The sequence below is a fragment of the Micromonospora sp. NPDC018662 genome (assembly GCF_044391475.1).
Classification (GTDB): domain Bacteria; phylum Actinomycetota; class Actinomycetes; order Mycobacteriales; family Micromonosporaceae; genus Micromonospora.
Window position 1 is genome coordinate 302,115 of the sequence record NZ_JBISAC010000007.1, and the last position, 26,324, is coordinate 328,438.

Sequence of the window (26,324 nt, forward strand, 5' to 3'; positions counted from 1 at the left end):
CCTGCTGAGCGGATTGCCCGAGATGCGACAGAGCCCCCTCGTGGTGGTGGCCAACCGCCTCCCCATCGACGACAGTGTGGCGCCGGACGGCGCCTTCGAGTGGCGCCGCAGCCCTGGCGGGCTGGTGAGTGCCCTGCACCCCCTGCTGCGGCACACGCCCGCGACCTGGGTCGGCTGGGCCGGCGGCACCGGCCCGGCCCCCGACCTGCCCGACGTGGACGGCGTCCGGATGCGCAGCGTCCCGCTGAGCGCCGAGGACTTCCGCGACCACTACGAGGGCTTCGCCAACGCCACCCTCTGGCCGCTCTACCATGACGCGGTCGAGCAGCCGGAATACCACCGCCGCTGGTGGGAGGCGTACCAGCGGGTCAACCAGCGGTTCGCCGAGGCCGCCGCCGAGGTGGCCGAGCCGGGCGGGCTGGTCTGGGTGCAGGATTACCACCTCCAACTGGTGCCCGGCCTGCTCCGCGCGCTCCGCCCCGACCTGCGGATCGGCTTCTTCCTGCACGTACCGTTCCCGCCGCCGGAGCTGTTCATGCAGCTCCCCCGCCGGGCCGAGCTGCTGCGCGGGATGCTCGGCGCCGACCTGATCGGCTTCCAGCGGGCCCAGGCCGCGCACAACTTCGCCCAGCTCGCCGCCAAGGTGCTCGGCCTGTCCGCGAGCGACCGGCGGATCGGCGTCGACGACCGGGTGGTGCGCATCGGCGCGTTCCCGGTCGCCATCGACACCGCCGAGATGGCCGCGCTCGCGGCCCGGCCCGAGGTGGCCGAGCGGGCCCACCGGCTCCGGCAGGACCTCGGCCGGCCGGAGCAGGTGATCCTCAGCGTCGACCGGATGGACTACACCAAGGGCATCGAGCAGCGCCTGAAGGCCTACCGGGAGCTGCTGGCCAGCGGCGACGTCAAGGTGCGGGACACCGTGCTGGTGCAGGTGGCGGTGCCCAGCCGGGACCGGGTGGGGCAATACCAGATCCTGCGCGACCGGGTGGAGCACCAGGTGGGGCGGATCAACGGCGAGTTCGGCCGGGTCGGCGAGCCGGCGATCCACTACCTCACCCAGCCCTTCGACCGGGCCGAGCTGGTGGCGCTCTACCGGGTCGCCGACGTGATGGCGGTGACGCCGCTGCGCGACGGGATGAACCTGGTGGCGAAGGAATACGTGGCGGCCCGCGTCGACGGCACCGGCGCGCTGCTGCTCAGCGAGTTCGCCGGCGCGGCCGCCGAGCTGGAGCAGGCGTACCTGGTCAACCCGCACGACCTGGACGGGCTCAAGCAGGGGCTGCTCGCCGCGCTGCGGGCCGGCCCGGAGGACGTCGCGGCCCGGATGCGCGCGATGCGGGAACACCTGGCGCACAACGACATCCACGCCTGGGCGGCGTCCTACCTGAGCGCGCTGGAGGAGAGCGGGTCGCTGGTCGGCCGCCGGGGCACCATCCGGTGACCCGGCGCCCGGCGCTCAGCCCGGGGTGGGCGCCGGGTCCTTGTCCAGCCAGTCCAGGATCGCGTCGATCGGCTCCCGCCAGCGGGCGTCGAGCATCAGGTCGTGGCCCATGCCGGGAAAGAGCAACGGCGCCGAGGCGTACCGGCGGGCCGCCCGGGTGAGCGCCGCCGCCGGCAGCACCCGGTCGTCGGGGCTGCCCAGCACCAGCACCGGCGGCCGGCCCACCGCCGGCTCCGGCGCCCGGCCGGTGAGCAGCTGCCACTGCGCGCGGCGGCCGGCCCGGCCGAGCCGCGCCACGTGCCGGCGCGCGTCGGCGTCGGGCAGCTCCCGGCTGAACAGCTGCCGCCGGTTGAGCCGCAGCCCGGCGCCGAAGACCGCCGGCAGCGTGCCGGCCGGGTTGCGGCGCAGCGCCGCGCCGAACGTCGCCCAGCCGCCGAGCACCGGCGCCACCAGCACCGCGGCCCGCGCCGGGTAGCGGGACATCGCGTGCGCCACGACCCGGGCACCGGCGCCGTGCCCCACCAGCACCGCCTGCCGCGGCAGGCTCGCCGCCACCTGCGTCACGTCATGGGTGTACGAGCGCAGCGTCGCCTCCGGCGCCGGCTCGCTGTCGCCGTGCCCGCGCAGGCTCAGCGCGTACGCCGGGAAACCGCGACCGGCGGCGTGGCCCAGCCAGTGCTCGGCGAACGCCCAGGCGCCGTGGCCGAAGCCGGGCACGAACAGCAGCGGCGGCTTGGCCTCCTCCTGCTCGGGCAGCGCGGCCAGCACCTCGCGGCGCACCGGCCGCTCCGGTCGGGCCCACTCCCAGCCCCGGACCACCCGCACCCGCTCGCTGGTCATTTGCCGTCCTCCAGCTCGTGCAGGGCGCGCTGCAGCGCGCGCAGGTAGTCGGCGTGCCCGACCTCGAACCAGTGCCGGGTGCTGTCCTTGACCTTGGCCGAGTACCGCTCGCCGAGGCCGGCACGGACCCGGCGGTCGAACGCGGCGACCCGGTCCGGCCGGGCGAGGCGCAGCGTGAGCAGCCGGGCGAAGAGGACGCTCTGCCAGTGCGAGATGGTGAAGATGCCGGAGTCCGGCTGCACCAGGCCGACCACGGCCAGCGTGGGATGGCCGGCGGTGAAGGCGTTCAGCCACAGCCGGGGCCGTCCGGAGCCGTCGTCGTCGCCGAGCACCCGGCCGTGCAGGAACTCGAAGCGCGGCAGGTAGCCGGTGGCGAAGACGACCAGTTCCGGATCGATCCGCCGGCCGTCGCTCAGCTCGACGGTGCGGTCGTGGAAGCGGGTCACGTCCGGCACCGGGGTGATCTCGCCGTGCCCGACGTAGTAGACGAGCTGGCTGTTGGCGATCGGGTGCGTCTCGTACACCCGGTGGTCGGGCTTCGGCAGGCCGAACCGGGTCAGGTCGCCGACCGTCAGCCGCAGCGTCCAGTGGTAGAGCCACTGGCGTACCCGCAGCGGCACCCGCAGCGCCAGCAACGTGTCGTTGACCTGGTCGGCCGGGCGGCCGAGCACGTACTTGGGGGCGTACCAGTAGCCGCGCCGGGTCGAGTGCCAGCAGTGTGACGCCTGCTGCGCCGCCTCGACCGCGATGTCGCAGCCGGTGTTGCCGGCGCCGACCACCAGCACCCGCTTGCCGCGCAACTGGGCCGGGTCCTTGTAGGACGAGGCGTGCATGACCTCGCCGCGGAACTCCGCCAGCCCCTCGTACCGGGGCAGCTTGGGCGACCAGTTGTGGCCGTTGGCCAGCACCACGGCGGCGTAGCGGGAGGTGCGCTCGGGACCGTAGCCGCCGGTGCTGCGGGTGGTCACGTCCCACCGGTCCCCCTCGACCGGCTCGACCCGGACCACCTCGGTGCCGAACCAGACGTGCTGGCGCAGGTCGAAGTGGTCGGCGTAGCGCTCGAAGTAGGACAGGAGCTGGCTGTGGTGCGGGTAGTCCGGCCAGTCGTCCGGCATCGGGAAGTCCGGGAACTGGGTGAACGGTCGGGACGAGATGAGGTGCGTGCTGGCGTAGACCGGGCTGCGGTCGTGCCGCCAGTTCCACGCCCCGCCGACGCCGGTCTCCCGCTCGTAGCAGTCGACGCCGAAGCCGGCCTCGCGAAGGTTCTTCACGGCGGTCAGCCCGCTGGCGCCGGCGCCGATGACGCAGACCGTGTCGCCCCGGTCGGAGACCGGACGGTCGTCCCGGCTCGGGACGGCTGCGGGATCCGGTTCGGGCCGGCCGAGATCGGTGGAGGAGGACACCGGGAAATCTCCTTTGTGCGGCACGCGTGCCGGGTCGGTGCGAAATCCTGCCGAGAATGCCCGCCGTTGTCCAGCCGCCCGGAAGCCGGCACCGGGCATCCGGGCGGGTCGTCTGACGCTGGGTTACCGCCCGCCTCTTTACGCACGGTGAGCGCCGCGCGGCGCGGAGGTGCTGTCGGCCCGGCGCCTTTGCTCTGCAGCCACGGGCGCAGCATGGCCATGAGCTGGGCAGGCGCCGAAGGGCCACGGGAACGAGCCACGCCGCTTCGATCACCATGGGTAGTCGATGCGTATAGGGCTGCAGAGCAAAGGCGCCGACCGGTCGAGGACACCGGCCGCCGGCACCTCACGTTCCGTCACGGCAGGGTCGCGACCACCGCGCCCCCGCTCCGAGCCCCGTCGGCCGGCCCGAGCCCCGGTCGGACCGGCCGCGGCGGTCAGCCGGCGCTGGGCAGCAACAGGTCGACCAGGACCGGGAAGTGGTCGCTGGCGCGGCGGGTCCGCGGCGTGTCGACCACGTCGTAGTCGACCACGGTGATCCGCGGGTCGACGAAGAGCGCGTCGATGCGGCGCCGCGGGTCGGCGCAGGAGAACGTGTGCCGGTCGGCCCGGTCGGCGGCGATCGCGGTGTCGGTCAGCCCCTCCGCCACGGTCCGCCAGGCCGGCCCGTCCGGCCCCTCGTTGAGGTCCGCGCCGGCCACCACCGGCAGCGGGGACGCGGCCAGCTCCCGCTTGAACGCCGCCGCCTGCGCCGGCCGCTCGGCCGGATCGGTGGACAGGTGCGAGCCGGCCAGCAGGAAGTCGACGCCGCCCACCCGGCACGCCGCGTACGCGGCCCCGCGCAGGTGCCGGCCCGGCGTCAGCGGGTAGCGCGCGCACCGGGTCTCGGTGACCCGCACCCGCAGGCTGGTCAGCAACACGTTGCCCAGCGCCGGCAGCCCGCCGGCGGCGACCACCAGGCCGAACGAGTCGGCCAGCGTGGCGCACTTCTGCCGCCACCGGAACCGGCGCGGGCCCTCCTGGACGATCACCACGTCCGGTCCGGCCTCCCGGACCACCTCGGCCAGCGCTGCGGTGTCGTCGCGCTGACTGTGGACGTTGTACGACAGCACCCGCAGCGGCACACCCGGACCCGGCACGTCAGATCCTCCGGGCCAGGTCGGCGGCGCCGATCACGCCGGCGGTGTTGCCCAGCTCGGCCGGGCGCACCTCGGCGACGGGCAGGCGACTGCGCTGGGCCAGCGCGTCGGTGAACGACCGCCGGGTCGGGCCGAGCAGCAGGTCGCCGGCGTCGATCACGCCGCCGCCGACCACCAGCACCTGCGGGTCCAGGATCTGTGCCATGTCCGCGAGGCTGGTGCCGAGCCAGCGACCGACCTGGGCGAACGCCTCGGTGGAGACCGGGTCGCCGCCCTTGGCCGCGGCGGTCACCATCGGGCCGGTGATCGCCTCCGCCTCGCCGTCGGCCAGCTCCAGCAGCGCGGTGGCCCGGTGCGGCTCCTGTCGGGCGGCGGCGCGGGCGAAGCGGACCAGGGCGCTGCCGCTGGCGTACTGCTCGATGCAGCCGAGCCGGCCGCAGCCGCACTGGTGGCCGTCCGGCACGGTGAGCATGTGCCCCAGCTCGGCGGCGATGCCGTTGGCGCCCCGGACCAGCTCGCCGCCGAGCACGATGCCGCCGCCGACGCCGGTGCCGATGGTGAACATGACCATCGAGTCGTCGGCGGCCCGGGCGGCGCCGTAGCGGAACTCCGCCCAGGCGGCCACGTTCCCGTCGTTCTCCACGATCACCGGCAGCCCGGTGGCGTTGCTCACGTACTCGCGCAGCGGCTCGTCCCGCCAGGCCAGGTTGGGCGCGAAGAGCACGGTGGAGCGGGACGCGTCGATCCAGCCGGCCGCGCCGATGCCGACCGCCGCGACGGTCCGGCCGGCGGTCAGCTCCGTGACCACCTCGATGATGACGTCACGGGTCTTGGCCACGTCGTCGGCGGGGGTGTCCCGTCGCGTCTGCACGAGTACCGCGCCGGTGTCGTCCACGACACCGCCGGCCACCTTCGTGCCACCGACGTCGACTCCGATGGTCAGCGTCACCGCTGCCACTCCCCTCTGCTGTGCTGCCCCGGGCGCCGGCCGAACCGGCCGTACGACCCGGGATGTCCGGTGGTCAGGCCCCGTCGCCTGGTGCGTCCGCGCCCGTCTCGCCGGGCGCCCGCGAGGCGGGCACCGTGGGACGGCCGGCCGGCGGCCGGCTCGTCGCCGGCCCCGCCGGCCCGGCGGCGTCGGCGGGCGGCTGCGACAACTCCGGTTCGGCGTGCCTGCCGCCACGCCGCGGCCCGGAGCCGTCGGAAGCACCCGGGTCGGCCGCGCCCTCCCCCCGGGTGGCGGCGGACCACACGTCCTGCTCGGGTGCCGGCTGAGAATCATGCCCGGTACGGGTGGCCTCGCGCCACACGTGGTCCCCCGACCCGGCCGGCGTGGGACCGCCGGGACCGGTCGGCGTCGCCGGTCCCGGCGGATCGGCCGGCCTCGCCGGCCCGGCCGGTTCCGCCGGGGCGAACGCCCGCAGCAGGCTGGCCACGCCGGCCGCGAGGTCACCGGCGCCGGTGGCGAGCCGCTCGGCGAATTCCGGACTCGGGTCCCGCAACGCCGCGATGCCGCGGCAGACCGGGCAGACGCAGCATTCCGGCGAGCCGGTGGCGAAACCGGCGCCGGTGCCGGTCGGGATGTGACCGAGGACACCCGAGAGGATCCCACCGAGCGGGCTGCGGCCCCCGGCGCCGGACGAGGCGGCGGCCAACCGCGCGGTGGCCAGCAGCGTGACGACGAGGCGCTCGGCCTCTTCCCGGGCCGAACCCGGATCAGTGGTGCCCATGGTTCGGCTCCTCCAGCGTGACGACCGGGACGGCGCTCGGGTCAGTTGCCCGCACCGGGTGCTTCTACCCGGCGCTTGAGCTGCTTCAACGCCGTATCCATGATCATTTTTTCGGCCTTTCGGCGGAACATGCCCAGCATCGCCACGGACAGTTCCACCTCCAGCGTGTAGGTGACGGTGGTCGTCCCGTCCGGATTGCCGACCAGGTCGTACGAACCGCGCTGGGACCGCTGCATCGTCGACGGCGCGACCAGGTGCCACTCGATCCGGGAGATGTCCTCGGCGTACTCGTAGGCCAGCACGTACTCGTCGGCCAGCACGCCCGCGTCCAGCGTGAACCGGACCTGGCTGGCGTAGCCGTCCTCGTACTCCTCGATCACCTCGGCCCGGCGCACCGACTCGGTCCACTCCGGGTAACGGGGGAAGTCACAGATGACGGCTGCCACCTGCTCCGGTGACGCGCCGACGATGATCGACTGGGTGGAGGAGTCCGCCATGGGGGGAGGCTACCCGGCTCCCCACCCCGGCGGGCGGGTAGGTTTCGACTGAGCCGACCAGGCCGGCCCGGCGCCGGTGCGAGCACGAGGGAGTGCAGGTGCGCGAGTTCTCCGTCCCGCCGATCGTCACCGTCGGCGACGCGGCCAACCTGACCGACCCGGTCTGGGAAAACGCCGAGGTCGCCCCGGACACCGTGCAGTTCGTCCGGCCGGCCGGCGACGCGGGGCCGGTCGAGGTGACCTGCCGGCAGTTCCGCGACGAGGTGGTCGCGGTGGCGCGGGGCCTCATCGCGGCCGGCGTGTCCCGCGGCGACCGGGTCGGGCTGATGAGCCGCACCCGCTACGAGTGGACCCTGCTCGACTACGCGATCTGGACGGCCGGCGCGGTCACCGTGCCGATCTACGAGACCTCCAGCGCCGAGCAGGCCGCCTGGATCCTCGGTGACTCCGGCGCGGTGGCCGTGGTGGTGGAGAGCACCGCGCACGCGACGCTCGTCGCCGGCGTCCGGGACCGGCTGCCCGACCTGCGCGAGGTCTGGCAGATCGACCTCGACGCGGTGGACGAGCTGGTCGCCGCCGGCGCGTCGGTGGACCCGGCCGAGGTCGAGGTGCGCCGGTCGACGCTCAAGGCCGACGACCTCGCCACGATCATCTACACCAGCGGCACCACCGGCCGGCCGAAGGGCTGCGTGCTGACCCACCGCAACATCTACGCCGACATCGCCAACGCGGTGCCGGTGCTGCCGAACCTGTTCCGCCAGGGCGCCTCCACGCTGCTCTTCCTGCCGCTGGCACACGCGTTCGCCCGGCTCATCCAGGTCGGCGTGGTGCAGGCCCGGGCCACCATGGCGCACTGCGCGGACACCAGCGACCTGGTCGGCGCGCTCCAGGAGTTCAAGCCGACGTTCGTGCTCTCCGTACCCCGGGTCTTCGAGAAGGTCTACAACGGCGCGCGGCAGAAGGCCGAGGCCGACGGCAAGGGCAAGATCTTCGACCGGGCGGAGAAGGTCGCCATCGCCTGGAGCGAGGCGCTGGAGACGCCGGGCGGGCCGGGCCTGGCGCTGCGCGCCCAGCACGCGCTCTTCGACCGCCTGGTCTACGGCAAGCTGCGCGCGGCCCTGGGCGGCCGGTGCCGCGACGCGATCTCCGGCGGCGCGCCGCTCGGCGCCCGGCTCGGGCACTTCTTCCGGGGCGTCGGGGTGACCGTCTGCGAGGGCTACGGCCTCACCGAGACCTCGCCGGCCGCCGCCGCGAACCTGCCCACCGGCACCCGGATCGGCACGGTCGGCCGCCCGCTGCCCGGCGTCACCGTCCGGATCGACGACGACGGCGAGATCCTGATCTCCGGCGACATCGTCTTCCAGGGCTACTGGCACAACGAGGCGGCCACCGCCGAGGCGCTCACCACCGACGGCTGGTTCCGCACCGGCGACCTGGGCCAGCTCGACACGGACGGCTACCTGAGCATCACCGGCCGGAAGAAGGAGATCATCGTGACCGCCGGCGGCAAGAACGTCGCCCCGGCGGTGCTGGAGGACCAGGTGCGGGCGCACCCGCTGGTCAGCCAGTGCGTGGTGGTCGGCGACCGGCAGCCGTTCATCGCGGCGCTGGTCACCATCGACGAGGAGGCGCTGCCGAAGTGGCTGGCCGGGCACGGGCGCCCGGAGACCACCAGCGCCGCCGAGCTGCGCGACGACGAGGCGCTGCGGGCCGAGGTGCAGACCGCTGTCGACCAGGCCAACCAGTCCGTCTCCAAGGCCGAGGCGATCAAGGTGTTCCGGATCCTGCCGCAGGACTTCACCGAGGCGACCGGCGAGCTGACCCCCTCGCTGAAGGTCAAACGGCAGGTCGTCCACAAGACGTACGCCACGGAGATCGCGGAGATCTACCGGCGCTGACTACGATCCGTCAGGTGCCCGCCTCCACATCCGGACAGCCACAGACGCAGCTCCTCGCGGTCGCGGCCCGCGCGGTCCTGCTCGCGCTGGTCGCCGCCCTGACCCTGTTCGCCACCCGCGACGCCACCCAGCTCTGGTGGATCGCCCTGCTCGGCGTCGCCGGGCTGCCCGCCGTGCTGGCCCCGCAGCACCGGCTCCTCACCCCGATCAGCCGCTTCGCCGAGGTGGTGGTGCTCGGGCTGGCGGCCAGCCAGGTCGCCGCCGACACCCAGCTCACCGGCGTCACCGGCGGTCTGGGCGCGTCGGCGGTGCTGCCGTACCTGGCCGTGCCGGTCACCGTGACCGCGCTGCGCCGCCGGTTCTCCGAGGGTGCCGCGCTGCTCGCGGTCACCGCGGCGACGCTGCTGGCCAGCGCCGCGTTCACCGAGGTCGACGGCGAGCCGCAGCTCGGCCAGCTCGGCTACCTCGCGGTCTGCGCGCAGTGGCTGATCCTGGCCGGCCTCGGCCTCTACACCGCCGGCACGCTCCAGCGGGTGATGCGGGTCCGCGGCGAGGGCAAACCCCAGCCGTACGCCGAGGCCACCCGGCTGCTGACCCAGCTGCGTACGGTCGCCCGGCAACTGCCCGGCGCCACCCTGGACCCGGGCGGCATCTCCGAGCACCTGCTGGAGGAGCTGCGGGTGGTGGCGAAGACCGACCGGGGCGCGGTGCTCTCCGCCAGCGGCGGCGGCCGGCTGGTGGTGCTCGCCCAGATCGGCGCGGACCGGGTCGACTGGGAGACCACGCTCGACGCCGACTCGGCCATCGCCGACGCCTGGGCCAGCCAGCAGCCGACCGTCTCGGCCCGCTCGCAGGCCCGGTCCCGGCACTCCGGCGAGGTGTCCGCGCTGATCGTGCCGCTGGTCGCCGGTGTGCGCACGGTCGGCCTGGTGGTGATCGAGGCGGACACCGGCGCCGCCTACCCGCCGCCGGTGGTGTCCCGGGTGACGGCGCTGACCGGCCCGGCGGCGCTGCGGCTGGAGGCCGCGCTGCTCTTCGACGAGGTGCGCTCGCTGGCCACCAACGAGGAGCGGCAGCGGCTGGCCCGGGAGATCCACGACGGGGTCGCCCAGGAGCTGGTGATGGTCGGGTACGGCATCGACAACGCGCTCGCCACCGTGCACGACGACGCCGAGGAGACCGCCGACTCGCTGCGCACGCTGCGCCAGGAGGTCACCCGGGTGATCCAGGAGCTGCGGTTGAGCCTGTTCGAGCTGCGCAGCGAGGTGGACCGGCACGGCGGCCTGGCCGCGGCCATCGCCGAGTACGCCCGCACCGTCGGCGCCTCCGGCGGGCTGCGGGTGAACCTCTCCCTGGACGAGTCCACCGCCCGGCTGCCGGCCGCCACCGAGGCCGAGTTGCTGCGCATCGCCCAGGAGGCGGTGACCAACGCGCGCAAGCACGCCGGCGCGTCGAACCTCTGGGTCACGTGTGAGGTGGATCCCCCGTACGCCCGGATCGAAGTGTCGGATGACGGTCACGGCATCGGTGACCAGCGGCCCGAGGGGCACTATGGTCTTGCGATCATGGCGGAGAGGGCGGAACGTATCCGAGGCCGGTTGGAGATCAGGCCGCGGCAACCCAGCGGCACAACCGTGGCGGTGGTACTCGGCTCGTCGCCCCGGCGCGATAAGGTGCGCGGCAGCGCCGCAGCAGCAGAAGGGGAGTAACCCGAGGATGACCACTAGCCCGACACCGGCCACCCGGACCAAGGTTCTCCTTGTCGACGATCACGACCTGATCCGCAAGGGGCTGCGGCACGCCTTCGAGCGGGACCGGCAGTTCGAGGTCGTGGGCGAGGCCGCCACGGCGGCGGAGGGTGTGCGCCAGGCCGGCGCGCTCCAGCCCGACGTGGTGATCATGGACCTGCGACTTCCCGACGGCAGCGGCCTGGAGGCCACCCGCGCGCTGCGCAAGTCCAGCGCCTCGATGGGCATCGTCGTGCTGACCATGTATGCCGGCGACGACCAGCTCTTCGGCGCGCTGGAGGCGGGGGCGAGCGCGTTCGTGCCGAAGACCGCACCGGCCGACGAGGTGGTGGCCGCCGCCCGGCACGCCGCCTCCTCCCCCAGCGCGTTCACCGCGGCCGACCTGGCCGAGGCGATGAAGCGCCGGCTGGCCCCGTCCGGCCCGCAGCTCTCCCCCCGCGAGGGGCAGGTGCTGCGGCTGCTCGCCGACGGCATGAGCGTGGCCGGCATCGCCAAGCAGCTCTTCGTCAGCGAGTCGACCGCCAAGACCCACATCTCCAAGCTCTACGAGAAGCTGGGCGCGGCCAACCGGGCCCAGGCGCTGATGACCGCGCTGCGACTGGGGCTGCTGGAGGCCCCCGACGCGCCGAAGTTCTGACGCCACCGCCGCCAGAGGCCCCGTCCGCACGCCGGACGCGGGCCTCTCCGGCATTCCGGGCGCGGGTCGACCGCGTACGGTGAACGGCCGGACGCGGAGCGACCGCAGTCTTTGCACCGCGACGGCGGGCGGGCAGAATACCCGGGTGATCCGCGCGGCGGTGACGCCGCGCGGCGCCGACACCCAAGGGGCAGGGACATGCAGCGGCCGGACTGGGCACCCGAGACGATCGACATCGAACGCCCGAGCGTGGCCCGCATGTACGACTACTACCTGGGCGGTTCGCACAACTTCGCGGCCGACCGGGCCGCCGCCCGGGCGATGGTGGAGGCGGTGCCGGAGGCCCCGTTGATGGCCCAGGCCAACCGCGCCTTCCTCCGCCGGGCGGTGCACCACCTGGCCGAGGCCGGGGTGCGGCAGTTCCTGGACATCGGCTCCGGCATCCCGACCGTGGGCAACGTGCACGAGATCGCCCAGCGGATCGACCCGGCGGCCCGGGTGGTCTACGTCGACGTGGACCCGGTGGCCGTCGCGCACAGCCAGGAGATCCTGGCCGGCAACGACCGGGCCGCCGTGGTCCGGGAGGACCTGCGCGACCCGGCGGCGATCCTGAACCATCCGGACGTCACCGGGCTGCTCGACTTCACCCAGCCGGTCGCGGTGATGATCGTGGCGGTGCTGCACTTCGTCCCCGACTCCGACCGCCCGGAGGAGATCCTGCGGACGCTGCGCGCCGCGCTGGCGCCCGGCAGCTACCTGGTGCTCTCCCAGGCCAGCGACGACGGGCGCGACGACGCCGACGCGCGGGCCGAGGCGGAGCGGGTCTACCGGCGCACCGACAGCCAGTTGTTCATCCGCGGCCGGGCCGAGCTGACCGCGCTCTTCGCCGGCTTCGAGCTGGTCGACCCGGGCGTGGTGTGGGTGCCGCAGTGGCGACCGGACGCCCCCGACCAGGCCGAGAATGCCGAACGGGCGGTCTTCATGGGCGGGGTCGGGCGGCTCGGTGCCTGACGACGTGGCCACCGTCGCCGCCGGCCGCTGCCGTCCCGGCGTCTTCGCCCGGGCCTGGGCCAAGGCGGTCTCCGGCACCAGCTACCTGCCGATGACCCAGGCGCAGCTGGAGGAGATGCTGCAACGGCTCACCGAGCGACTCGCCCAGGCGATCCGCGCCGACCCGTTCGACCTGCGCATCGGCCAGCAGGTGGGCGCCGAGCTGGTGCAGTCGCACATCGCCTCCGCCGAAGGGCTGGGCCGCACCGTCGAGGTGATCCAGCTCCGGCTGGTCCGCGACCTCGACCTGGACGTCGACGACGTCGAGGACCGGATGGCCCGGCTGCTCGCCACCGTCGCCACCGGGTACGCCCGGGCGCTGCGCGACCGCACGCTGGACGAGCAGGAGTCCATCCGGCGGGCCGCCATGATGGCGCGGGCCCAGGCCGAGCGGGCGCTGCGGGACAGCGAGGCCCGGTTCCGGCACCAGGCCACCCACGACCCGCTGACCGACCTGCCGAACCGCACGCTGTTCACCGAGCGGCTGACCGCCGCGATCGTCGCGCCCGGCCGGGGCGCGGACCGGATCGGGGTCTGCTTCCTCGACCTGGACCGGTTCAAAGTGGTAAACGACTCCCTGGGCCACCAGGTCGGCGACTCGCTGCTGGTGGCGGTGGCGCAGCGGCTGCGCCGGGCGCTCGGCGAGCATCTGGTGGCCCGTCTCGGCGGCGACGAGTTCGTGATCCTGGTCGAGCGCACCGCCGGCACCGACGACGTGGTCAAGGTCGCCGAGGCGGCGCTGGACGCGATCCGCGAGCCGGCGCTCGTCGACGGGCACGAACTGACGGTGTCGGCCAGCATCGGCATCGTGGAGCGGCCGGTGGCCGGCACCTCGCCGATGGAGCTGATGCGCGCGGCGGACAGCACGCTGCACTGGGCGAAGGCCGCCGGCGGGGCCCGCTGGTCGCTGTTCGACGCCGACCGCAACCGCCGCGAGCTGGCCCGGTACGCGCTCTCCGCGGCGATCCCCGCCGCGCTGGACCGCGGCGAGTTCTACCTCGACTACCAGCCGCTGACGTCGCTGCGCGACGGCCGGGTGCTCGGCATGGAGGCGCTGGTGCGCTGGCGCCATCCGGAGCTGGGGGTGCTCCGGCCGGACAGCTTCATCCCGCTGGCCGAGGAGACCGGCCTGATCGTCCGGCTCGGCAGCTGGGTGCTGGCCGAGGCGTGCCGCGAGGCGGGCACCTGGTCGGCGGCCGGCGGCGACGCCCCGTTCGTCAGCGTCAACCTGGCCGTACGCCAGTTGCACCGGGCCGACCTGGTGCCCGAGGTGCGCGGTGTGCTCGGCCGCACCGGCCTGCCCCCGGAACGGCTGCAACTGGAGATCACCGAGAGCACCATGATGAGCACCGTGGTCGAGCCGGTCCGGGCCCTGCGGGTGCTGGGCGACCTCGGCGTCCGGGTGGCCATCGACGACTTCGGCACCGGCTACTGCAACCTCGCCTACCTGCGGGACCTGCCGGTGAACGAGCTGAAGGTGGCCGGCGAGTTCGTGACCGGGCTGCGCGCGCCGGCCGGTGACCCGGGTGGGCGTACCGACGAGCGGATCCTCGCCTCGCTGGTCTCGCTGGCGCACGCCCTGGACCTCACGGTCACCGCCGAGGGGGTGGAGACGGCCGACCAGGCGGACCGGCTGCGCGCCATCGGCTGCGACGCCGGGCAGGGCTGGCACTTCGGCCGCCCCGGCCCCGCCACCGCCCACATGGCGCCCGCCGCGGTGTAAGGCGGGGGCCCTTCTTAACGCCTTCGGTATAGGAGGGGGCCCCGCTTAACACCTGCGACCGAGCGCGGAGGCGGCGCGTCAGCCGGCCGGCCGGCGGGCGTCCGCGCCGTCCAGATAGGCCAGCACCGCCCGTACCCGCCGGTTGTCGTCGCCGGACGGCGGCATCCGCAGCTTGCTGAAGATGCTGTTGATGTGCTTGTCGACGGCCTTCGCGGTGACGAAGAGCCGGGCCGCGATGGCGGCGTTCGAGCGGCCCTCGGCCATCAGGCCGAGCACCTCCCGCTCGCGCGCGGTCAACTCACCGAGCGGCTCGGCGCCGGACCGACGGGCCAGCAGCTGGGCGACCACCTCCGGGTCCATCACGGTGCCGCCGGCGGCCACCCGGCGCACCGCGTCGACGAACTGATCCACGTGGGACACCCGGTCCTTGAGCAGGTAGCCGACCCCGCCGCGCCGGTCGGCGAGCAGCTCCCGCGCGTAGAGCTGCTCGACGTGCTGGGACAGCACCAGCACCGGCAGCCCGGGCAGCTCGGCGCGGGCCCGCACGGCGGCCTGCAATCCCTCGTCGGTGAACGTCGGCGGCAGCCGCACGTCGATCACCGCGACGTCGGGCCGGTGCGCGGTCAGCGCGGGCAGCACCGACGGACCGTTGTCGACGGCGGCCACCACCTGGCAGTCGAACGCCTCCAGGATCCGGGTCAGCCCGTCCCGGAGGAGGGCGAGGTCTTCGGCGATGACAACGCGCACGGCAGCTCCATGCTGATGACGGTGGGCCCACCGGCCGGACTGGTCACCGTCATCGTCCCATCGAAGGCGGCCAGCCGGCGTCCCGTCCCGGCCAATCCGCCGTCGGCCGTCGACGCCGCCCCGCCCCGACCGTCGTCGCCCACCACGAGCGTCAGCCGCCCGGCGGCGTACCGCAGCTCCACCCAGGCCCGGGTCGCCCCACTGTGCTTGCCGACGTTCGCCAGCGCCTCGGCCACCGCGAAGTACGCGGCCGACTCGACCGGGGCCGCCGGCCGGCCCGGCAGGTCCACGGTGACGTCCACCGGCAGCGGCACGGCCAGCGCCAGCGCCCGTACCGCGCCGGGCAGGCCCCGCTCGGCGAGCACCGGCGGGTGGATGCCGCGGACCAGCCCGCGCAGCTCGGCCAAGGCCTGGCCGCTGGTCTCCCGGGCCTCGGCGAGCAGCCGGCGGACCGCCTCCGGGTCGTCCCGGACCAACTGCTCGGCCAGGCCGATGCTCATGCTCAACGCGACCAGCCGGGCCTGCGCGCCGTCGTGCAGGTCCCGCTCGATCCGGCGCAGCTCGGCGGCCTGCGCGTCCACCGTCTCGGCCCGGGTGACGGTGAGCTGCCGCACCCGCAGCGCCAGTTCCGCCTCCCGGGTCGGCGGCAGGAAGAAGCCGGCGACCGTCACGTGCAGCCGGATCGGCCAGCGGGCGACGACCAGGCCCCCGGCCACCAGCAGCGCGCCGATCGGGAAGCAGAGCAGGGCCTGAGCGGTGTTGTCGATCGGCCAGAACGGGCCGTAGCCGTAGTCGACGCCGGCGGTGTGCAGCACCAACGGCAGCCCGATCAGCCCCTCCAGCCCGTACGCCGGGAGGGCGAGCGGGGCCAGGCAGATCGCGCCGGTGAAGGTGCCCAGCAGCATCCAGGCCAGGTCCCGCCAGGTCGCCGGGTCGGACACCACCCAGCGGAACCGCCGCCAGGTGCCGAACTGCGCGCCGTCCGGTGCCGGCAGGTAGGGCGTGGCCAGCGTCACTCCCACCCAGCGGGCCAACCGGCGGTGCAGCCCGGCGCTGTACCGGACACCGACGGTGACCACCGGGAACAGCACGATCCCGACCCCGAACACCGGGATCAGGGCGAGCGCGACCACGGACAGCACGAACAGCGCCACGTTCGTGCCCAGCGACAGCAGTGCGATCAGCAGGCCCTGGCCGGCGGTGACCACGCCGGGCCGCAGCCAGGTTCGAACCGGTAGGTATGCCGAGGCGTCCACGAACCTCATTCTCCGGCACCGGCGCCCGGAATTCGGTGGTGCTGGCACCACCGACGGTCGTCAGCCCGCGAGCAGACCCGCCATCCGCTCGGCCTGGGTCTCCCAGCGCCACTCCCGCTCGACCCAGGCCCGGCCGGCCGCCCCGAGCCGGCGGGCCAGGTCCCGGTCGGCGAGCACTGTGGCCACCCGGTCGGCGAGCTGGGCGGTGTCCCGGCCCCGGACCACGTAGCCGGTCTCGCCCTCGCGGACCGCGTCCGGCGCGCCGCCGGAATCGCCCGCCACCACCGGCAACCCGGTCGCGCTCGCCTCCAGGTAGACGATGCCGAGGCCCTCCACGTCCAGGCCACGGTTGCGGGTGCGGCAGGGCATCGCGTAGACGTCGCCGGCGGCGTAGTGCGCGGGCAGCTCGGCGGTGGGCACCGAGCCGGTGAAGACCACGTCCCGCTCCACCCCGACCTGCCGGGCCAGCTTCGCCAACGTGGCCCGGTAGGGCCCGCCGCCGACCACCAGCAGCGCGGCGTCCGGCACCCGGCGGCGGATCTCGGGCATCGCCCGGATCAGGGCGTCCTGCCCCTTGCGCGGCACCAGCCGCGACACGCACACCACCACCGGCCGGTCGGCGAGGCCGAGCCGCGCCCGGACGGGCCCGCCGTCGACGCCGGGGTGGTAGGTCTCCACGTCGACGCCGGGCGCGAGGCGGCGCAGCTCGGTCAACCCGTCCAGCGCCCGGGCCAGCCGCACCCGGGTGTACTCGCCGAGGTAGGTGGTCACGTCCACGCCCCGGCCGATGCGCCGCAGCGCCGACCGGGCGCCGGGCAACGCCGCCCAACCGACCTCGTGCCCGTGCGTCAGCGCCACCGCCCGACGGATCCCGGCCCGCCGGCGCAGCCCCGGCGCGAGCAGCCCCAGCGGGGCCGCCGCGCCGAACCACACCGTGTCGCAGTCGTACGCCCGGGCCAGCCGGGCCGCCCGGCGGGCGATCAGCGGCGTGGGCAGCAGCACCTGGGTGCGTTCCCGGACCACCTCGAACGGCTGGTCGGCGTCGAACTTCTCCGCGCCCCGCCAGCTCGACGCGTAGACCACCACCGAGCCGGGCGGCTGGCGCACCGCGAGGTTGTGCACGAAGGACTGGATGCCGCCGGGGCGCGGCGGGAAGTCGTTGGTGATCAGCAAGGTGCGGCTCATCGGCCGTGCTCCCTGGCGTAGGCGCGGGCGGCGGCCATCCGCTCCACCGTGGACGGGTGGGACGCCGACCACAGGTACTCCCAGCGCGGCGGGTCCGGGTCGGCCAGGTTCACCCCGGCCAGCCGGCGCTGCATCGCCTCGAACGTCGCCGGGTCGCCGGTGAGCGCCAGCGCGTGCGCGTCGGCACGGGCCTCCACCCGTCGGGAGACCAGCGCCTGCACCGGGGTGGCGACCAGGCCGGCCACCGTGACCAGCGCGATCAGCAGCGGGAAGGCCCGGGGCTGGGCGATGGAGTCGACGCCGGCCAGCCGCAGCAGCGGGGCCCACGAGCCGACCAGGTAGAGCGCCACCACCACCGCGGCGGCGCCGAGCGCGCCGATCAGCGTGCCGGTCCAGACGTCGCGGTCCTTGGCATGCCCCAGCTCGTGGGCGACCACACTGGTCACCTCCGCCGGCTCCGCCTCCCGCAGCAGGGTGTCGTAGACCACCACCCGCCGGGTCGGCCCGAGCCCGGAGACGTAGGCGTTGACCGCCCGGGTCCGCCGGGACGCGTCGGCGACCAGCACGTCCCGGACCGGGACCCCGTCCCGGGCGGCCAGGCTGGTCAGCTCCGTGCGCAGCGGCCCGGGCTCCATCGGGGTGAACCGGTTGAACACCGGCTCGACCAGCACCGGCAGCACGAACGACAGGATCACCACCAGAGCGGCGGCGCCGGCCGCGCCGTAGGCCCACCACCAGCGGGGGGCGAGCCGGACCACCGAGTAGAAGGCGAGCAGGACGAGCGCGCCGATGACCGCGCTGACCGCGTACGACTTCAGCAGGTCGACCGTCCACCCGCCCCAGCCCTGGGTGCTCAGCCCGTACCGGACCAGCACGGTGCGCCGCCAGGCCGCGAACGGCAGGGTGAGCAGGTCGGCGAGGAACATGACGCCCAGCCCGCCGAGCACGGCCTGCGCCACCCAGTGTCCGCCGAAGGGCCGGCCGGCCAACTCGACCAGACGCCCGCCCAGCGGGGTGAGCCCGAGCAGCAGCGCCACCACCAACCCGACCGCGAGCGCGGACCAGCCGGCCGGCCGCAACGCGCCGCTGAACGCCCGGCCCCGGGCCACCTGCTCGACCGGGAGCGCCCGCAACGCGGCGAGCTGGTCGGCGCGGGGTGCCGGCGGCCGGCTCCACGGCACCAGCAGCGCCACGGTGACGACCAGCGCCACCGCCAACCCGGCCAGGGTCAGCAGCGCCCACCCGCGCGGGGTCATCGACCCACCTCGCCGTCGCGACCCGTCCGCGTCATGCCGCTCCCTTCCACCGTGACCGCCCATCCTATGGCCCGGTCCGAACGAATCCGCTCCGGTGCCCGACCGACGACGGCGGCCGCCCCACCAGCCCGGCCGCACCCCTCCGCCGGGCGGTCGGGCCGGCGGGGCACCTGGCGTCTCGCCTCGCGTCGGCCTTCCGCGGCCGGCAGGAACCGGGCGGCAGGAACCAGGCCGCAGACGGCGGGCGGCAGGCCGCGGGCGGCAGGCGGCAGGCCGCGCGAGCGGCGGGCCGCAGGCCGCAGGCCGCGCGAGCGGCGAACGGCGGGGCGGCAGGCCACACGGCGGCGAACGGCAGGAAGCGAGCGGCGGGCCGCGCGGACAGTGGACAGCGGACAGCGGACAGCGGACAGCGGACAGCGTTGGCCCGAGAGCGATATACCTGTCGGTCATAAATATGACTGACAGGTATATCGCTCTCGACGCATTTGTTTGGTTGCCGCGACACGCCCGGGACGTGCCGGGGTCCGGATCGCCCCGGCGGCAAGAGCCCGCGACATGTCGGCGGAGCGACCTGGGGTAGGACCATCGGGGGCCGGCCAGAGCCCTGGCCCAGTGGAACGCCGCACCTGACGAGCCGCACCGGAGCCGCGTCGGAGCCGCACCCTGAGGAGAGTCACCCGGGGACGAAGCCAGGCGGAGTCAGGCCACCCGGCGGCGGGCGGCACGGCGGGGTGCGGGTGCGGGTGCGGGTATGGCCGCCGGTGGCAGCACCTCCACGTCGAAGCCGGCCCGGGCGAACACCTCGATCGCCCGGTGCTCGGCCGGGCCCAGGTCGGCCGCCGGGGAGTCGGGGTCGAGCAGCGCGGTCACCAGGCAACCGGAGCAGCCGGCGCCGCGGATGCCGCAGCCGTCGCAGTCGATGAGCATGAACGCCTCCTGACGCGGTCGCCGGTGGCGGTCGGGGAAGGGACCACCACCGTCGGTCACCAGAAGGCTAGGCGGCGGGTGTGACAGAACCGGACAACGAGGCAGCACCCACCCCGAAACGATCATCACGGCACCGACGGGTCAGGAGCGGGCGAGCCGGCGCAACAGCGAGTCGGCGCCGAGCGGGTACGCGCCGTGCCGGCGTACCCCGTCGGCGACCTCGCGGTCCGACGAGACCACCACCACCGGCCGGCCGGCCGGTTCGGCGCGGACCAGCCGGCGGATCAGCTCGTCCGCGGTCTCCCCCTTGCGGGAGAACAACACCCGCACCCCGCGCGGCGCCGGCGGCAGCCCGTGGATCCGCTCGGCGCCGTCGAAGACCACGGTGACCTCGTCGCCGGTCTGCGCCGCGATCCCGCCCAGGCCGGTGATCAGCCGCTTGCGCTGCTGCTCCAGCGACATCTCACCGAAGCCGCGCTTGGTGACGTTGTAGCCGTCCACCACCAGGTGCGCCTTGGGCAACGCGAGGAGCTGGTCGAGCCGGGCCGGGTCGTCGGTGTCGCGGGCCCGGGTCGCCGCCCCGGCCGGCGCGGTGCCCGGCTGGTCGGCGAACGCGTCGGCGACGAAGTCCGCCGGCAACGTGTCCACCGGGTCGAGGGCCAGCTCCCGGCGCAGCCCGACGGCGGCCTGGCCGATCGTCTCCAGCAGCAGCCACAGCCGGGCGTCGTCGACGGAACGGGCCTCCTTGGCGCTGGCCCGGGCCACCCCGGCGGCGGCCTCCGCCTCGGCCAGCCGGGCCCGGGCGCGGCGCAGCTCCGCGTCCGCGTCAGCCGCCGCGCGGGCCGCCCGGCCCCGTTCGGTGGCCAGCAGCTCGGTGGCCTTGCGCTCCCGGGCCTGGGTCTCCCGCAGGGTACGGGCCAACTGGCGGGCCTCCTCGCGGAGCTGGCCCAGCTCCTCCCGGACCCGGGCCAGCTCGTCGCGGAGCTTCTCGGCCTCGACCCGGGCCACCGCCCGGTCGTGCTCGGCCCGGGTGGCCCGCTGCTCGGCCTCCCGGACCAGCTCCGCCACGACCGCGCTGTCCGCCTCGGCGCGCACCGCCTCGCCGCTGGCCTCGATCAGCTCCCGCCAGCCCCGGGGCCGGGCCAGGTAGGCCAGGGCGGCCACCTCGACCGGGTCGGCGGCGGCCGGCGCGGTGCCCTCCACCACCGCCGCGCCGAGATCGCCGGCGTCGGCCAGCACCCGGGCGGTGACCCGCTGCCGGAACAGTGGGTCGGCGGTGAGCTGGGCGGCGATCACCGGGGCGCCGAGCCGGGCGCGGCGGTTGGGGGCGAACTTGGCGACCCGCCGCAGCGGCACCGGCACCTCGTCGGTGGGCAGGCCGGGCAGGACCGCGGCGGTCAGCGTGACGATCCGCTGGCGGACCGGCTCGGGGAGGGTGGGCTCGGGCTCGGGCGTCGACGGGTCCTCACCGGCCTCGGGCGCGCCGACCACCGGCTCCTCCGCGGAGGAGCGGTCGTCGTGCGGCTCGGCGAGGGGCATGTGGCAAGTCTCCCACCCCGAACGGGCCCACCGCCCGGTGAGTGAGCCGATCTCTCATCGTACCCCCGTGGTAACGGCGGGGCCGGAGTGACGCGAGTGTCGGACCGTGCCGTTACCGTCCCGCGGGTGACGGGAACGGAGTACGTCCAGGAGGCGCTGGCCGGTCTGGACCGGGCGGCGGGCAGCGGCGTCGACCCCACGCTGCCGCTCTACGCGACCACCTTCGTGGTGGTCGACCTGGAGACCACCGGCGGCGCGCCGGACGGCGGCGGGATCACCGAGATCGGCGCGGTCAAGGTCCGCGGCGGCGAGGAGCTGGGCGTGCTCGCCACGCTGGTCAACCCGGGCGTGCCGATCCCGCCGTTCATCACCGTGCTGACCGGGATCACCCAGGCGATGCTGCTGCCCGCCCCGCCGATCGAGCAGGTGCTGCCGAGCTTCCTGGAGTTTCTCACCGACGCCGTGCTGGTCGCCCACAACGCCCCCTACGACGTGGGCTTCCTCAAGGCGGCCTGCGCGAAGCACGGCTACCGCTGGCCCAACCCGCGGGTGCTGGACACCGCCGCGCTGGCCCGACGGGTGCTCACCCGCGACGAGGTGCCCAACCGCAAGCTGGGCACGCTGGCCGGCTACTTCCGCACCGCGACCCAGCCCACCCACCGGGCGCTGGACGATGCCAAGGCCACCGTCGACGTGCTGCACGGGCTGATCGGCCGCCTGGGCGGGCACCGGGTCGACACGGTCGGTGAGGCGATCGAGTTCGCCCGGGCGGTCACCCCGACCCAGCGCCGCAAGCGGCACCTCGCCGACGGGCTGCCCAAGGTCCCCGGCGTCTACATCTTCCGAGCCGCCGACGACCGGCCGCTCTACGTCGGCACGTCCGGCGACATCGCCACCCGGGTGCGCAGCTACTTCACCGCCGGCGAGAAGCGGGCCCGGATCTCCGAGATGCTGGCCGCCGCCGAGCGGGTGGAGGCGGTCGAGTGCGCCCACTCGCTGGAGGCCGAGGTCCGCGAGCTGCGGCTGATCGCCGCGCACGCCCCGCCGTACAATCGCCGGTCGAAATACCCGGAGCGCCAGGTCTGGCTGAAGCTCACCGACGAGGCCTACCCGCGGTTGTCGGTCGTCCGCGACCTCGGCCCCACCGACACCGCCTACCTCGGCCCGTTCCGGTCCAGACAGGCCGCGGAGCTGGCCGCCGCCGGCTTCCACGACGCGGTGCCGCTGCGCCAGTGCACCCACCGGCTCTCCCGACGCACCACCATGCCGGCCTGCGCGCTGGCCGAGCTGGGTCGCTGCCCGGCGCCCTGCGAGCACCGGATCACCCCGGAGGAGTACGAGCACCGCGCCGCCACGCCGTTCCGCACCGCCACCCGCGACGATCCCGCAGTGGTGGTCGACGCCCTGCTCGCCCGCATCGACGTGCTCGCCGCCGCGCACCGCTACGAGGAGGCCGCGGTGGTCCGGGGCCGGCTGGCCGCGGTGCTGCGCGCGGCGGTCCGGATGCAGCGCCTGGCGGCGCTGACCGGCATCGTCGAGCTGGCCGCCGCCCGGCCCGCCGCCCGGGGCGGCTGGGAGCTGGCGCTGGTCCGGCACGGGCGGCTGGCCGGGGCCGGCGTGTCGCCACCGGGTGTCCACCCACGACCGACCATCGCGGCGATCCGGGCCACCGCCGAGACGGTGCTGCCCGGGCACGGGCCGGTGCCGGCCGCGACCGCCGAGGAGACCGAGCGGATCCTGTCCTGGTTGGAACGGCCGGAGACCCGGTTGGTCGAGGCCACCGCCGGATGGGCCTCGCCGGTGGCCGGCGCGGGGCGCTTCCGTGACCTGCTGGCGAAGGCCGAGAACGGCGGATCCCACCAACTCTCGACCGAACGCTCATGACCAAGTGTCCGATCGGACGACGTCGACTCCCTTAGGCTGTTGAAGAAGTGCAGCACTGCCCGATTCGCGGGCCTGCTCCCGGTCACCGGCCCCGGTGACCGCGGGCCGGGGTGAGGAGGTGTCCCAGGTGGACGTCGACGCCGGACACGGCGCCACCCTGGGCGGCGCCCTTCCGACCCAGGGTGAGTTGCCGCTCACCCGCCGACTGCGCTCGCTGCTCACCTGGCCCACCGCCGACGGCGACCCGGTCACCGCGCTGGTCCGCGCCCACCGCGGCATCCATGCCAACGCCGACGCCTCGGTGCTGCGCCGGGCGTACACGATCGCGGAGAACATGCACCGCGGTCAGTTCCGCAAGAGCGGCGAGCCCTACATCACCCACCCGTTCGCGGTGGCCCAGATCTGCGCCGACCTCGGGATGGACACCACCACGCTGGTCGCCGCGCTGCTGCACGACACGGTGGAGGACACCCGCTACACGCTCCAGGCGCTCCAGGAGGACTTCGGCCGCGAGGTGGCCCACCTGGTCGACGGCGTGACCAAGTTCGACAAGGCGTTCTACGGCAAGGCCGCCGAGGCGGAGACGGTCCGCAAGATGATCGTGGCGGCCGGCAAGGACGTCCGGGTGCTGGTCATCAAGCTGGCCGACCGGCTGCACAACATGCGCACGCTCGGGGTCCGCTCCGCCGCCTCGCGGGAGCGGATCGCCCGCAAGACCCTGGAGGTGCTGGTCCCGCTCTGCGACCGGCTCGGCATCCAGACGCTCAAACGCGAGCTGGACGACGTGGTGCTGTTGCACCTGCGGCCCGAGGAGCACGCGCGGATCGCCCGCTTCGTGCACGACCGGCCCGGCTGGGACGCCTACCTCGCCGACGTGGTGGCGCGCACCCGGGCGGCACTGCGCCGCAGCCGGGTGGACGCCGACGTCTCCCCCCGCCCCCGGCACCTCTACTCGATCTGGAAGGACACCGTCGCCGGCGACCACACCGCCCCGTACGACCTGCCCCGCATCGCGATCGTGGTGGACGGCCCACCGACCGACTGCTATGCCGCGCTGGGCGCCGTGCACGGGCTCTGGCGGCCGGTCCCGGGCCGCTTCAAGGACTTCATCGCCTCGCCGAAGAACAACCTCTACCGGTCGCTGCACACCAGCGTCTGCGGCCCGCAGGACCGCACCGTGGAGGTGCTGATCCGCACCACCGAGATGCACCGCTCCGCGGAGTACGGCGTCGCCGCCCACTACCGCTTCCCGCGAGCTGCCGGCCGGGCCGCCGACCGGGCGGACGAGCTGTCCTGGCTGCGCCGGGTGCTCGACTGGGAGCAGGACACCGTCGACCCGACCCAGTTCATGGCGTCGCTGCGCTGTGACCTGGCCGAGGCCCAGATCCAGGTGGTCGCCGACGGCCGGCAGGTGGTGCTGCCGGCCGGGGCCACCCCGGTCGACCTGGCGTACGAGCTGGGCACCGAACGCGGCGACCACTGCCTCGCCGCCCGGATCAACGGCCGGCTGGCCCCGCTCTCCTCCGAGCTGGAGGAGGGCGACGTGGTGGAGATCTTCACCGAGAGCGACGCGGAGAGCGGCTTCGAGGTCGACGTGGCGCCGCGCGGGCCACGCCGGGAGTGGCTGGGCTTCGTCAAGTCCCCGCACGCCCAGATGCAGATCAACAGGTGGTTCGCGGAGCACACCGAGCCGGGCATCTCGATCGCCGACAAGGTCCGGCTGGGCCGCGCCTCGATCGGCCTGGCGCTGCGCAAGCACGACCGGGGCCTGGCCAGCGACCTGCCGCTGCTGCGGCTCTCCGAGGAGCTGGGCTATCCCGACCTGGAAACGCTGCTGGTGGCGGTCTTCGACCGCTCGGTCGAGCCGGACACGGTGGTCGAGCAGCTCATCGACCTGGTCGACCACCGGCAGTAGGGCGAAGGGCGTTCGCCCCCGCCGACTCGCCGGCCACTAGCCTGAACGCATGATCCCCCGCGCGCGTGCCACCGGACGGGCCCTCGGCTACCGCCTCTTCTACCGGTTGCCGGTTCCGCTGCGGCGGCGGCTGGTCCGGCTGGCCGTGCCGAAGTACATCGTGGGCGCGGTCACGCTGGTCCGGGACGCGGAGGCCACCGGCGCGGGGCGGATCCTGCTGCTGCGCCAGCCCCCCGGCCACAGTTGGAGCCTCCCCGCCGGCCTGCTGCAACGCGGCGAGCCCCCGGTGGTCGGCGCGGCCCGGGAGTTGCACGAGGAGTCCGGCGTCCGGCTCTCCCCCGACCGGCTCCGGCCCGCCGTGCCGAACGCGGTCGTGCACGCCAAGGGCTGGGTGGACGTCGTCTTCGAGGCGGAGGTGCCGGCGTCGCGCACCGCGCTGAAGGTGGACGGGGCCGAGGTGCTCGAGGCCGCCTGGCACCCGTTGGACGAGCTGCCCCGGCTCAGCCGCGCCACCGCCAACCTGCTGGCCTACTACGGCATCGGCCCGCGCGCCGGCGAGGTCCCGCCGGCCGCGCCCCCGGCCGCGTGAGCCCCGGACCCGACCCGGGCGGCCCCGCCGCCGGGGGTGAGGTGTGCGCGGTGGTGCTGGCGGCCGGTGCGGGCACGCGGCTGCGCCCGCTCACCGAGCGGCTGCCGAAGGCGCTCTGCCCGGTCGGCAACGTGCCACTGCTCGACCGGGCGTTGGCACGGCTGGCCGGCCTCGGCCTGACCGGCCCGGCCCGGGTCGCGGTGAACGCCTGCTACCTGGGCGATCAGGTGACCGCGTGGGTGGGCGACCGGGCCCACCTCTCCGTCGAGCCGGGTGATCCGCTGGGCACCGCCGGCGGTGTCGGCCGGCTGCGGGACTGGATCGCCGGGCGGGGCGTGCTGGTCGCCAACGCCGACGCGTACCTGGCCGACCCGACGGCCCCACCGGGCCCCGACGTGGCCGCGCTGCTCGACGGCTGGGACGGGCGGAGCGTACGCCTGCTCGGCCGGCCGGCGGACGACCCGGCCGCCCCCGGCACCTTCGCCGGCCACCGCTTCGCCGGTCTCTCGCTGCTGCCCTGGCGGCTGGTCCGGGGCCTGCCGGCCACGTTCGACGAACTGGTGCGGGCGGTGTGGCGGCCGGCGGAGGCGGCCGGCGCGCTGACCGTGGTCCGCTACCGGGGAACGTTCTACGACACCGGCACACCGGCCGACTACCTGGCCGCCAACCTGCACGCCGCCGGCCCGGCCGGGCTGGTCGACCCGTCCGCGACGGTGGACGGGCCGGTCACCCGCTCGGTGGTCGGTGCCGGCGCGCGGGTTCACGGCGCGGTCGACCGGTCGGTGATCTGGCCGGGCGCGACCGTCGCCGCCGGGGAACGCCTCGACGGTGTGATCCGGGCCGGCGCCGACCTGACCGTCCCGGCCGCGCGGTGACCGCACCGGGCTCTAGCATGGGGCTCGTCGCCGACGAACGGAGAA

General features: G+C 74.9%; 22 protein-coding genes. 10 read left to right on the forward strand and 12 right to left on the reverse strand.

Annotated features, from left to right (window positions below; genetic code table 11):
• The first annotated feature begins 22 nt into the window (after positions 1-22).
• The gene (locus ACH495_RS21465; protein ID WP_396859480.1) at positions 23-1,441 is read left to right on the forward strand and encodes a trehalose-6-phosphate synthase; all 1,419 of its coding nucleotides are present in this window, start codon (positions 23-25) and stop codon (positions 1,439-1,441) included.
• 15 nt (positions 1,442-1,456) lie between these two features.
• Here the strand turns inward: ACH495_RS21465 and ACH495_RS21470 are convergent, their stop codons facing one another.
• The 6 genes from ACH495_RS21470 to ACH495_RS21495 form a co-directional block, all read right to left on the reverse strand.
• A complete protein-coding gene (locus tag ACH495_RS21470) occupies positions 1,457-2,281 on the reverse strand; it encodes an alpha/beta hydrolase (protein ID WP_396859481.1) in 825 nt (274 codons plus the stop codon).
• Positions 2,278-3,684, reverse strand: a complete 1,407-nt coding sequence (locus ACH495_RS21475; RefSeq protein ID WP_396859482.1) for a flavin-containing monooxygenase — start codon at positions 3,682-3,684, stop codon at positions 2,278-2,280. The genes ACH495_RS21470 and ACH495_RS21475 overlap by 4 nt, the downstream gene beginning before the upstream one ends.
• 437 nt (positions 3,685-4,121) lie before the next feature.
• The gene (locus tag ACH495_RS21480; RefSeq protein WP_396859483.1) at positions 4,122-4,823 is read right to left on the reverse strand and encodes an endonuclease/exonuclease/phosphatase family protein; all 702 of its coding nucleotides are present in this window, start codon (positions 4,821-4,823) and stop codon (positions 4,122-4,124) included.
• Between the two features lies 1 nt (position 4,824).
• Positions 4,825-5,781, reverse strand: a complete 957-nt coding sequence (locus ACH495_RS21485) for an ROK family glucokinase (protein WP_396859484.1) — start codon at positions 5,779-5,781, stop codon at positions 4,825-4,827.
• Positions 5,782-5,845: 64 nt separating this feature from the next.
• The gene (locus ACH495_RS21490) at positions 5,846-6,553 is read right to left on the reverse strand and encodes a hypothetical protein (RefSeq protein ID WP_396859485.1); all 708 of its coding nucleotides are present in this window, start codon (positions 6,551-6,553) and stop codon (positions 5,846-5,848) included.
• 41 nt (positions 6,554-6,594) lie between these two features.
• The gene (locus ACH495_RS21495) at positions 6,595-7,050 is read right to left on the reverse strand and encodes an SRPBCC family protein (protein WP_396859486.1); all 456 of its coding nucleotides are present in this window, start codon (positions 7,048-7,050) and stop codon (positions 6,595-6,597) included.
• A gap of 98 nt (positions 7,051-7,148) precedes the next feature.
• Between ACH495_RS21495 and ACH495_RS21500 the strand changes: the two genes are divergently transcribed.
• The 5 genes from ACH495_RS21500 to ACH495_RS21520 all read left to right on the forward strand — a co-directional run bounded on the left by ACH495_RS21500 (position 7,149) and on the right by ACH495_RS21520 (position 14,106).
• On the forward strand, positions 7,149-8,948 hold the full coding sequence (locus ACH495_RS21500) for an AMP-dependent synthetase/ligase (RefSeq protein ID WP_396859487.1): 1,800 nt from the start codon (positions 7,149-7,151) through the stop codon (positions 8,946-8,948).
• 14 nt (positions 8,949-8,962) lie between these two features.
• Positions 8,963-10,657 carry a GAF domain-containing sensor histidine kinase gene (locus ACH495_RS21505; protein ID WP_396859488.1) on the forward strand — a complete coding sequence of 565 codons (1,695 nt, stop codon included), beginning with the start codon at positions 8,963-8,965 and terminating at the stop codon, positions 10,655-10,657.
• A gap of 7 nt (positions 10,658-10,664) precedes the next feature.
• Positions 10,665-11,333 carry a response regulator transcription factor gene (locus tag ACH495_RS21510; protein WP_007072219.1) on the forward strand — a complete coding sequence of 223 codons (669 nt, stop codon included), beginning with the start codon at positions 10,665-10,667 and terminating at the stop codon, positions 11,331-11,333.
• A gap of 198 nt (positions 11,334-11,531) precedes the next feature.
• Positions 11,532-12,344 carry an SAM-dependent methyltransferase gene (locus ACH495_RS21515; protein ID WP_396859489.1) on the forward strand — a complete coding sequence of 271 codons (813 nt, stop codon included), beginning with the start codon at positions 11,532-11,534 and terminating at the stop codon, positions 12,342-12,344.
• A gap of 91 nt (positions 12,345-12,435) precedes the next feature.
• Entirely contained in the window at positions 12,436-14,106 is a 1,671-nt protein-coding gene (locus tag ACH495_RS21520) for a putative bifunctional diguanylate cyclase/phosphodiesterase (protein WP_396859566.1), read from the forward strand.
• A gap of 78 nt (positions 14,107-14,184) precedes the next feature.
• Here ACH495_RS21520 and ACH495_RS21525 read toward each other — a convergent pair whose 3' ends face one another.
• The 6 genes from ACH495_RS21525 to ACH495_RS21550 all read right to left on the reverse strand — a co-directional run bounded on the left by ACH495_RS21525 (position 14,185) and on the right by ACH495_RS21550 (position 21,016).
• On the reverse strand, positions 14,185-14,853 hold the full coding sequence (locus ACH495_RS21525; RefSeq protein ID WP_396859490.1) for a response regulator: 669 nt from the start codon (positions 14,851-14,853) through the stop codon (positions 14,185-14,187).
• Positions 14,805-16,109 (reverse strand): sensor histidine kinase, encoded by a 1,305-nt coding sequence (locus ACH495_RS21530; RefSeq protein ID WP_396859491.1) that lies wholly within the window; start codon positions 16,107-16,109, stop codon positions 14,805-14,807. Before ACH495_RS21530 ends, ACH495_RS21525 begins: the two co-directional genes overlap by 49 nt.
• 60 nt (positions 16,110-16,169) lie before the next feature.
• Entirely contained in the window at positions 16,170-17,294 is a 1,125-nt protein-coding gene (locus ACH495_RS21535) for a glycosyltransferase family 4 protein (protein ID WP_396859492.1), read from the reverse strand.
• The gene (locus ACH495_RS21540; protein WP_396859493.1) at positions 17,291-18,550 is read right to left on the reverse strand and encodes a M48 family metallopeptidase; all 1,260 of its coding nucleotides are present in this window, start codon (positions 18,548-18,550) and stop codon (positions 17,291-17,293) included. The genes ACH495_RS21535 and ACH495_RS21540 overlap by 4 nt, the downstream gene beginning before the upstream one ends.
• A gap of 699 nt (positions 18,551-19,249) precedes the next feature.
• A complete protein-coding gene (locus ACH495_RS21545; protein WP_396859494.1) occupies positions 19,250-19,477 on the reverse strand; it encodes a hypothetical protein in 228 nt (75 codons plus the stop codon).
• 141 nt (positions 19,478-19,618) lie between these two features.
• Positions 19,619-21,016 (reverse strand): NYN domain-containing protein, encoded by a 1,398-nt coding sequence (locus tag ACH495_RS21550; RefSeq protein ID WP_396859495.1) that lies wholly within the window; start codon positions 21,014-21,016, stop codon positions 19,619-19,621.
• Between the two features lie 126 nt (positions 21,017-21,142).
• Between ACH495_RS21550 and ACH495_RS21555 the strand changes: the two genes are divergently transcribed.
• The 4 genes from ACH495_RS21555 (at position 21,143) to ACH495_RS21570 (ending at position 26,279) form a co-directional block, all read left to right on the forward strand.
• Positions 21,143-22,900 (forward strand): DEDD exonuclease domain-containing protein, encoded by a 1,758-nt coding sequence (locus tag ACH495_RS21555; protein WP_396859496.1) that lies wholly within the window; start codon positions 21,143-21,145, stop codon positions 22,898-22,900.
• 127 nt (positions 22,901-23,027) lie between these two features.
• Positions 23,028-24,815 carry a RelA/SpoT family protein gene (locus ACH495_RS21560; protein WP_396859497.1) on the forward strand — a complete coding sequence of 596 codons (1,788 nt, stop codon included), beginning with the start codon at positions 23,028-23,030 and terminating at the stop codon, positions 24,813-24,815.
• A 49-nt stretch (positions 24,816-24,864) separates the two neighbouring features.
• On the forward strand, positions 24,865-25,404 hold the full coding sequence (locus ACH495_RS21565) for an NUDIX hydrolase (protein ID WP_396859498.1): 540 nt from the start codon (positions 24,865-24,867) through the stop codon (positions 25,402-25,404).
• Complete coding sequence (locus ACH495_RS21570) at positions 25,401-26,279, forward strand: NTP transferase domain-containing protein (protein WP_396859499.1); 879 nt, start codon at positions 25,401-25,403, stop codon at positions 26,277-26,279. Before ACH495_RS21565 ends, ACH495_RS21570 begins: the two co-directional genes overlap by 4 nt.
• The last annotated feature ends 45 nt before the right edge of the window (positions 26,280-26,324 follow it).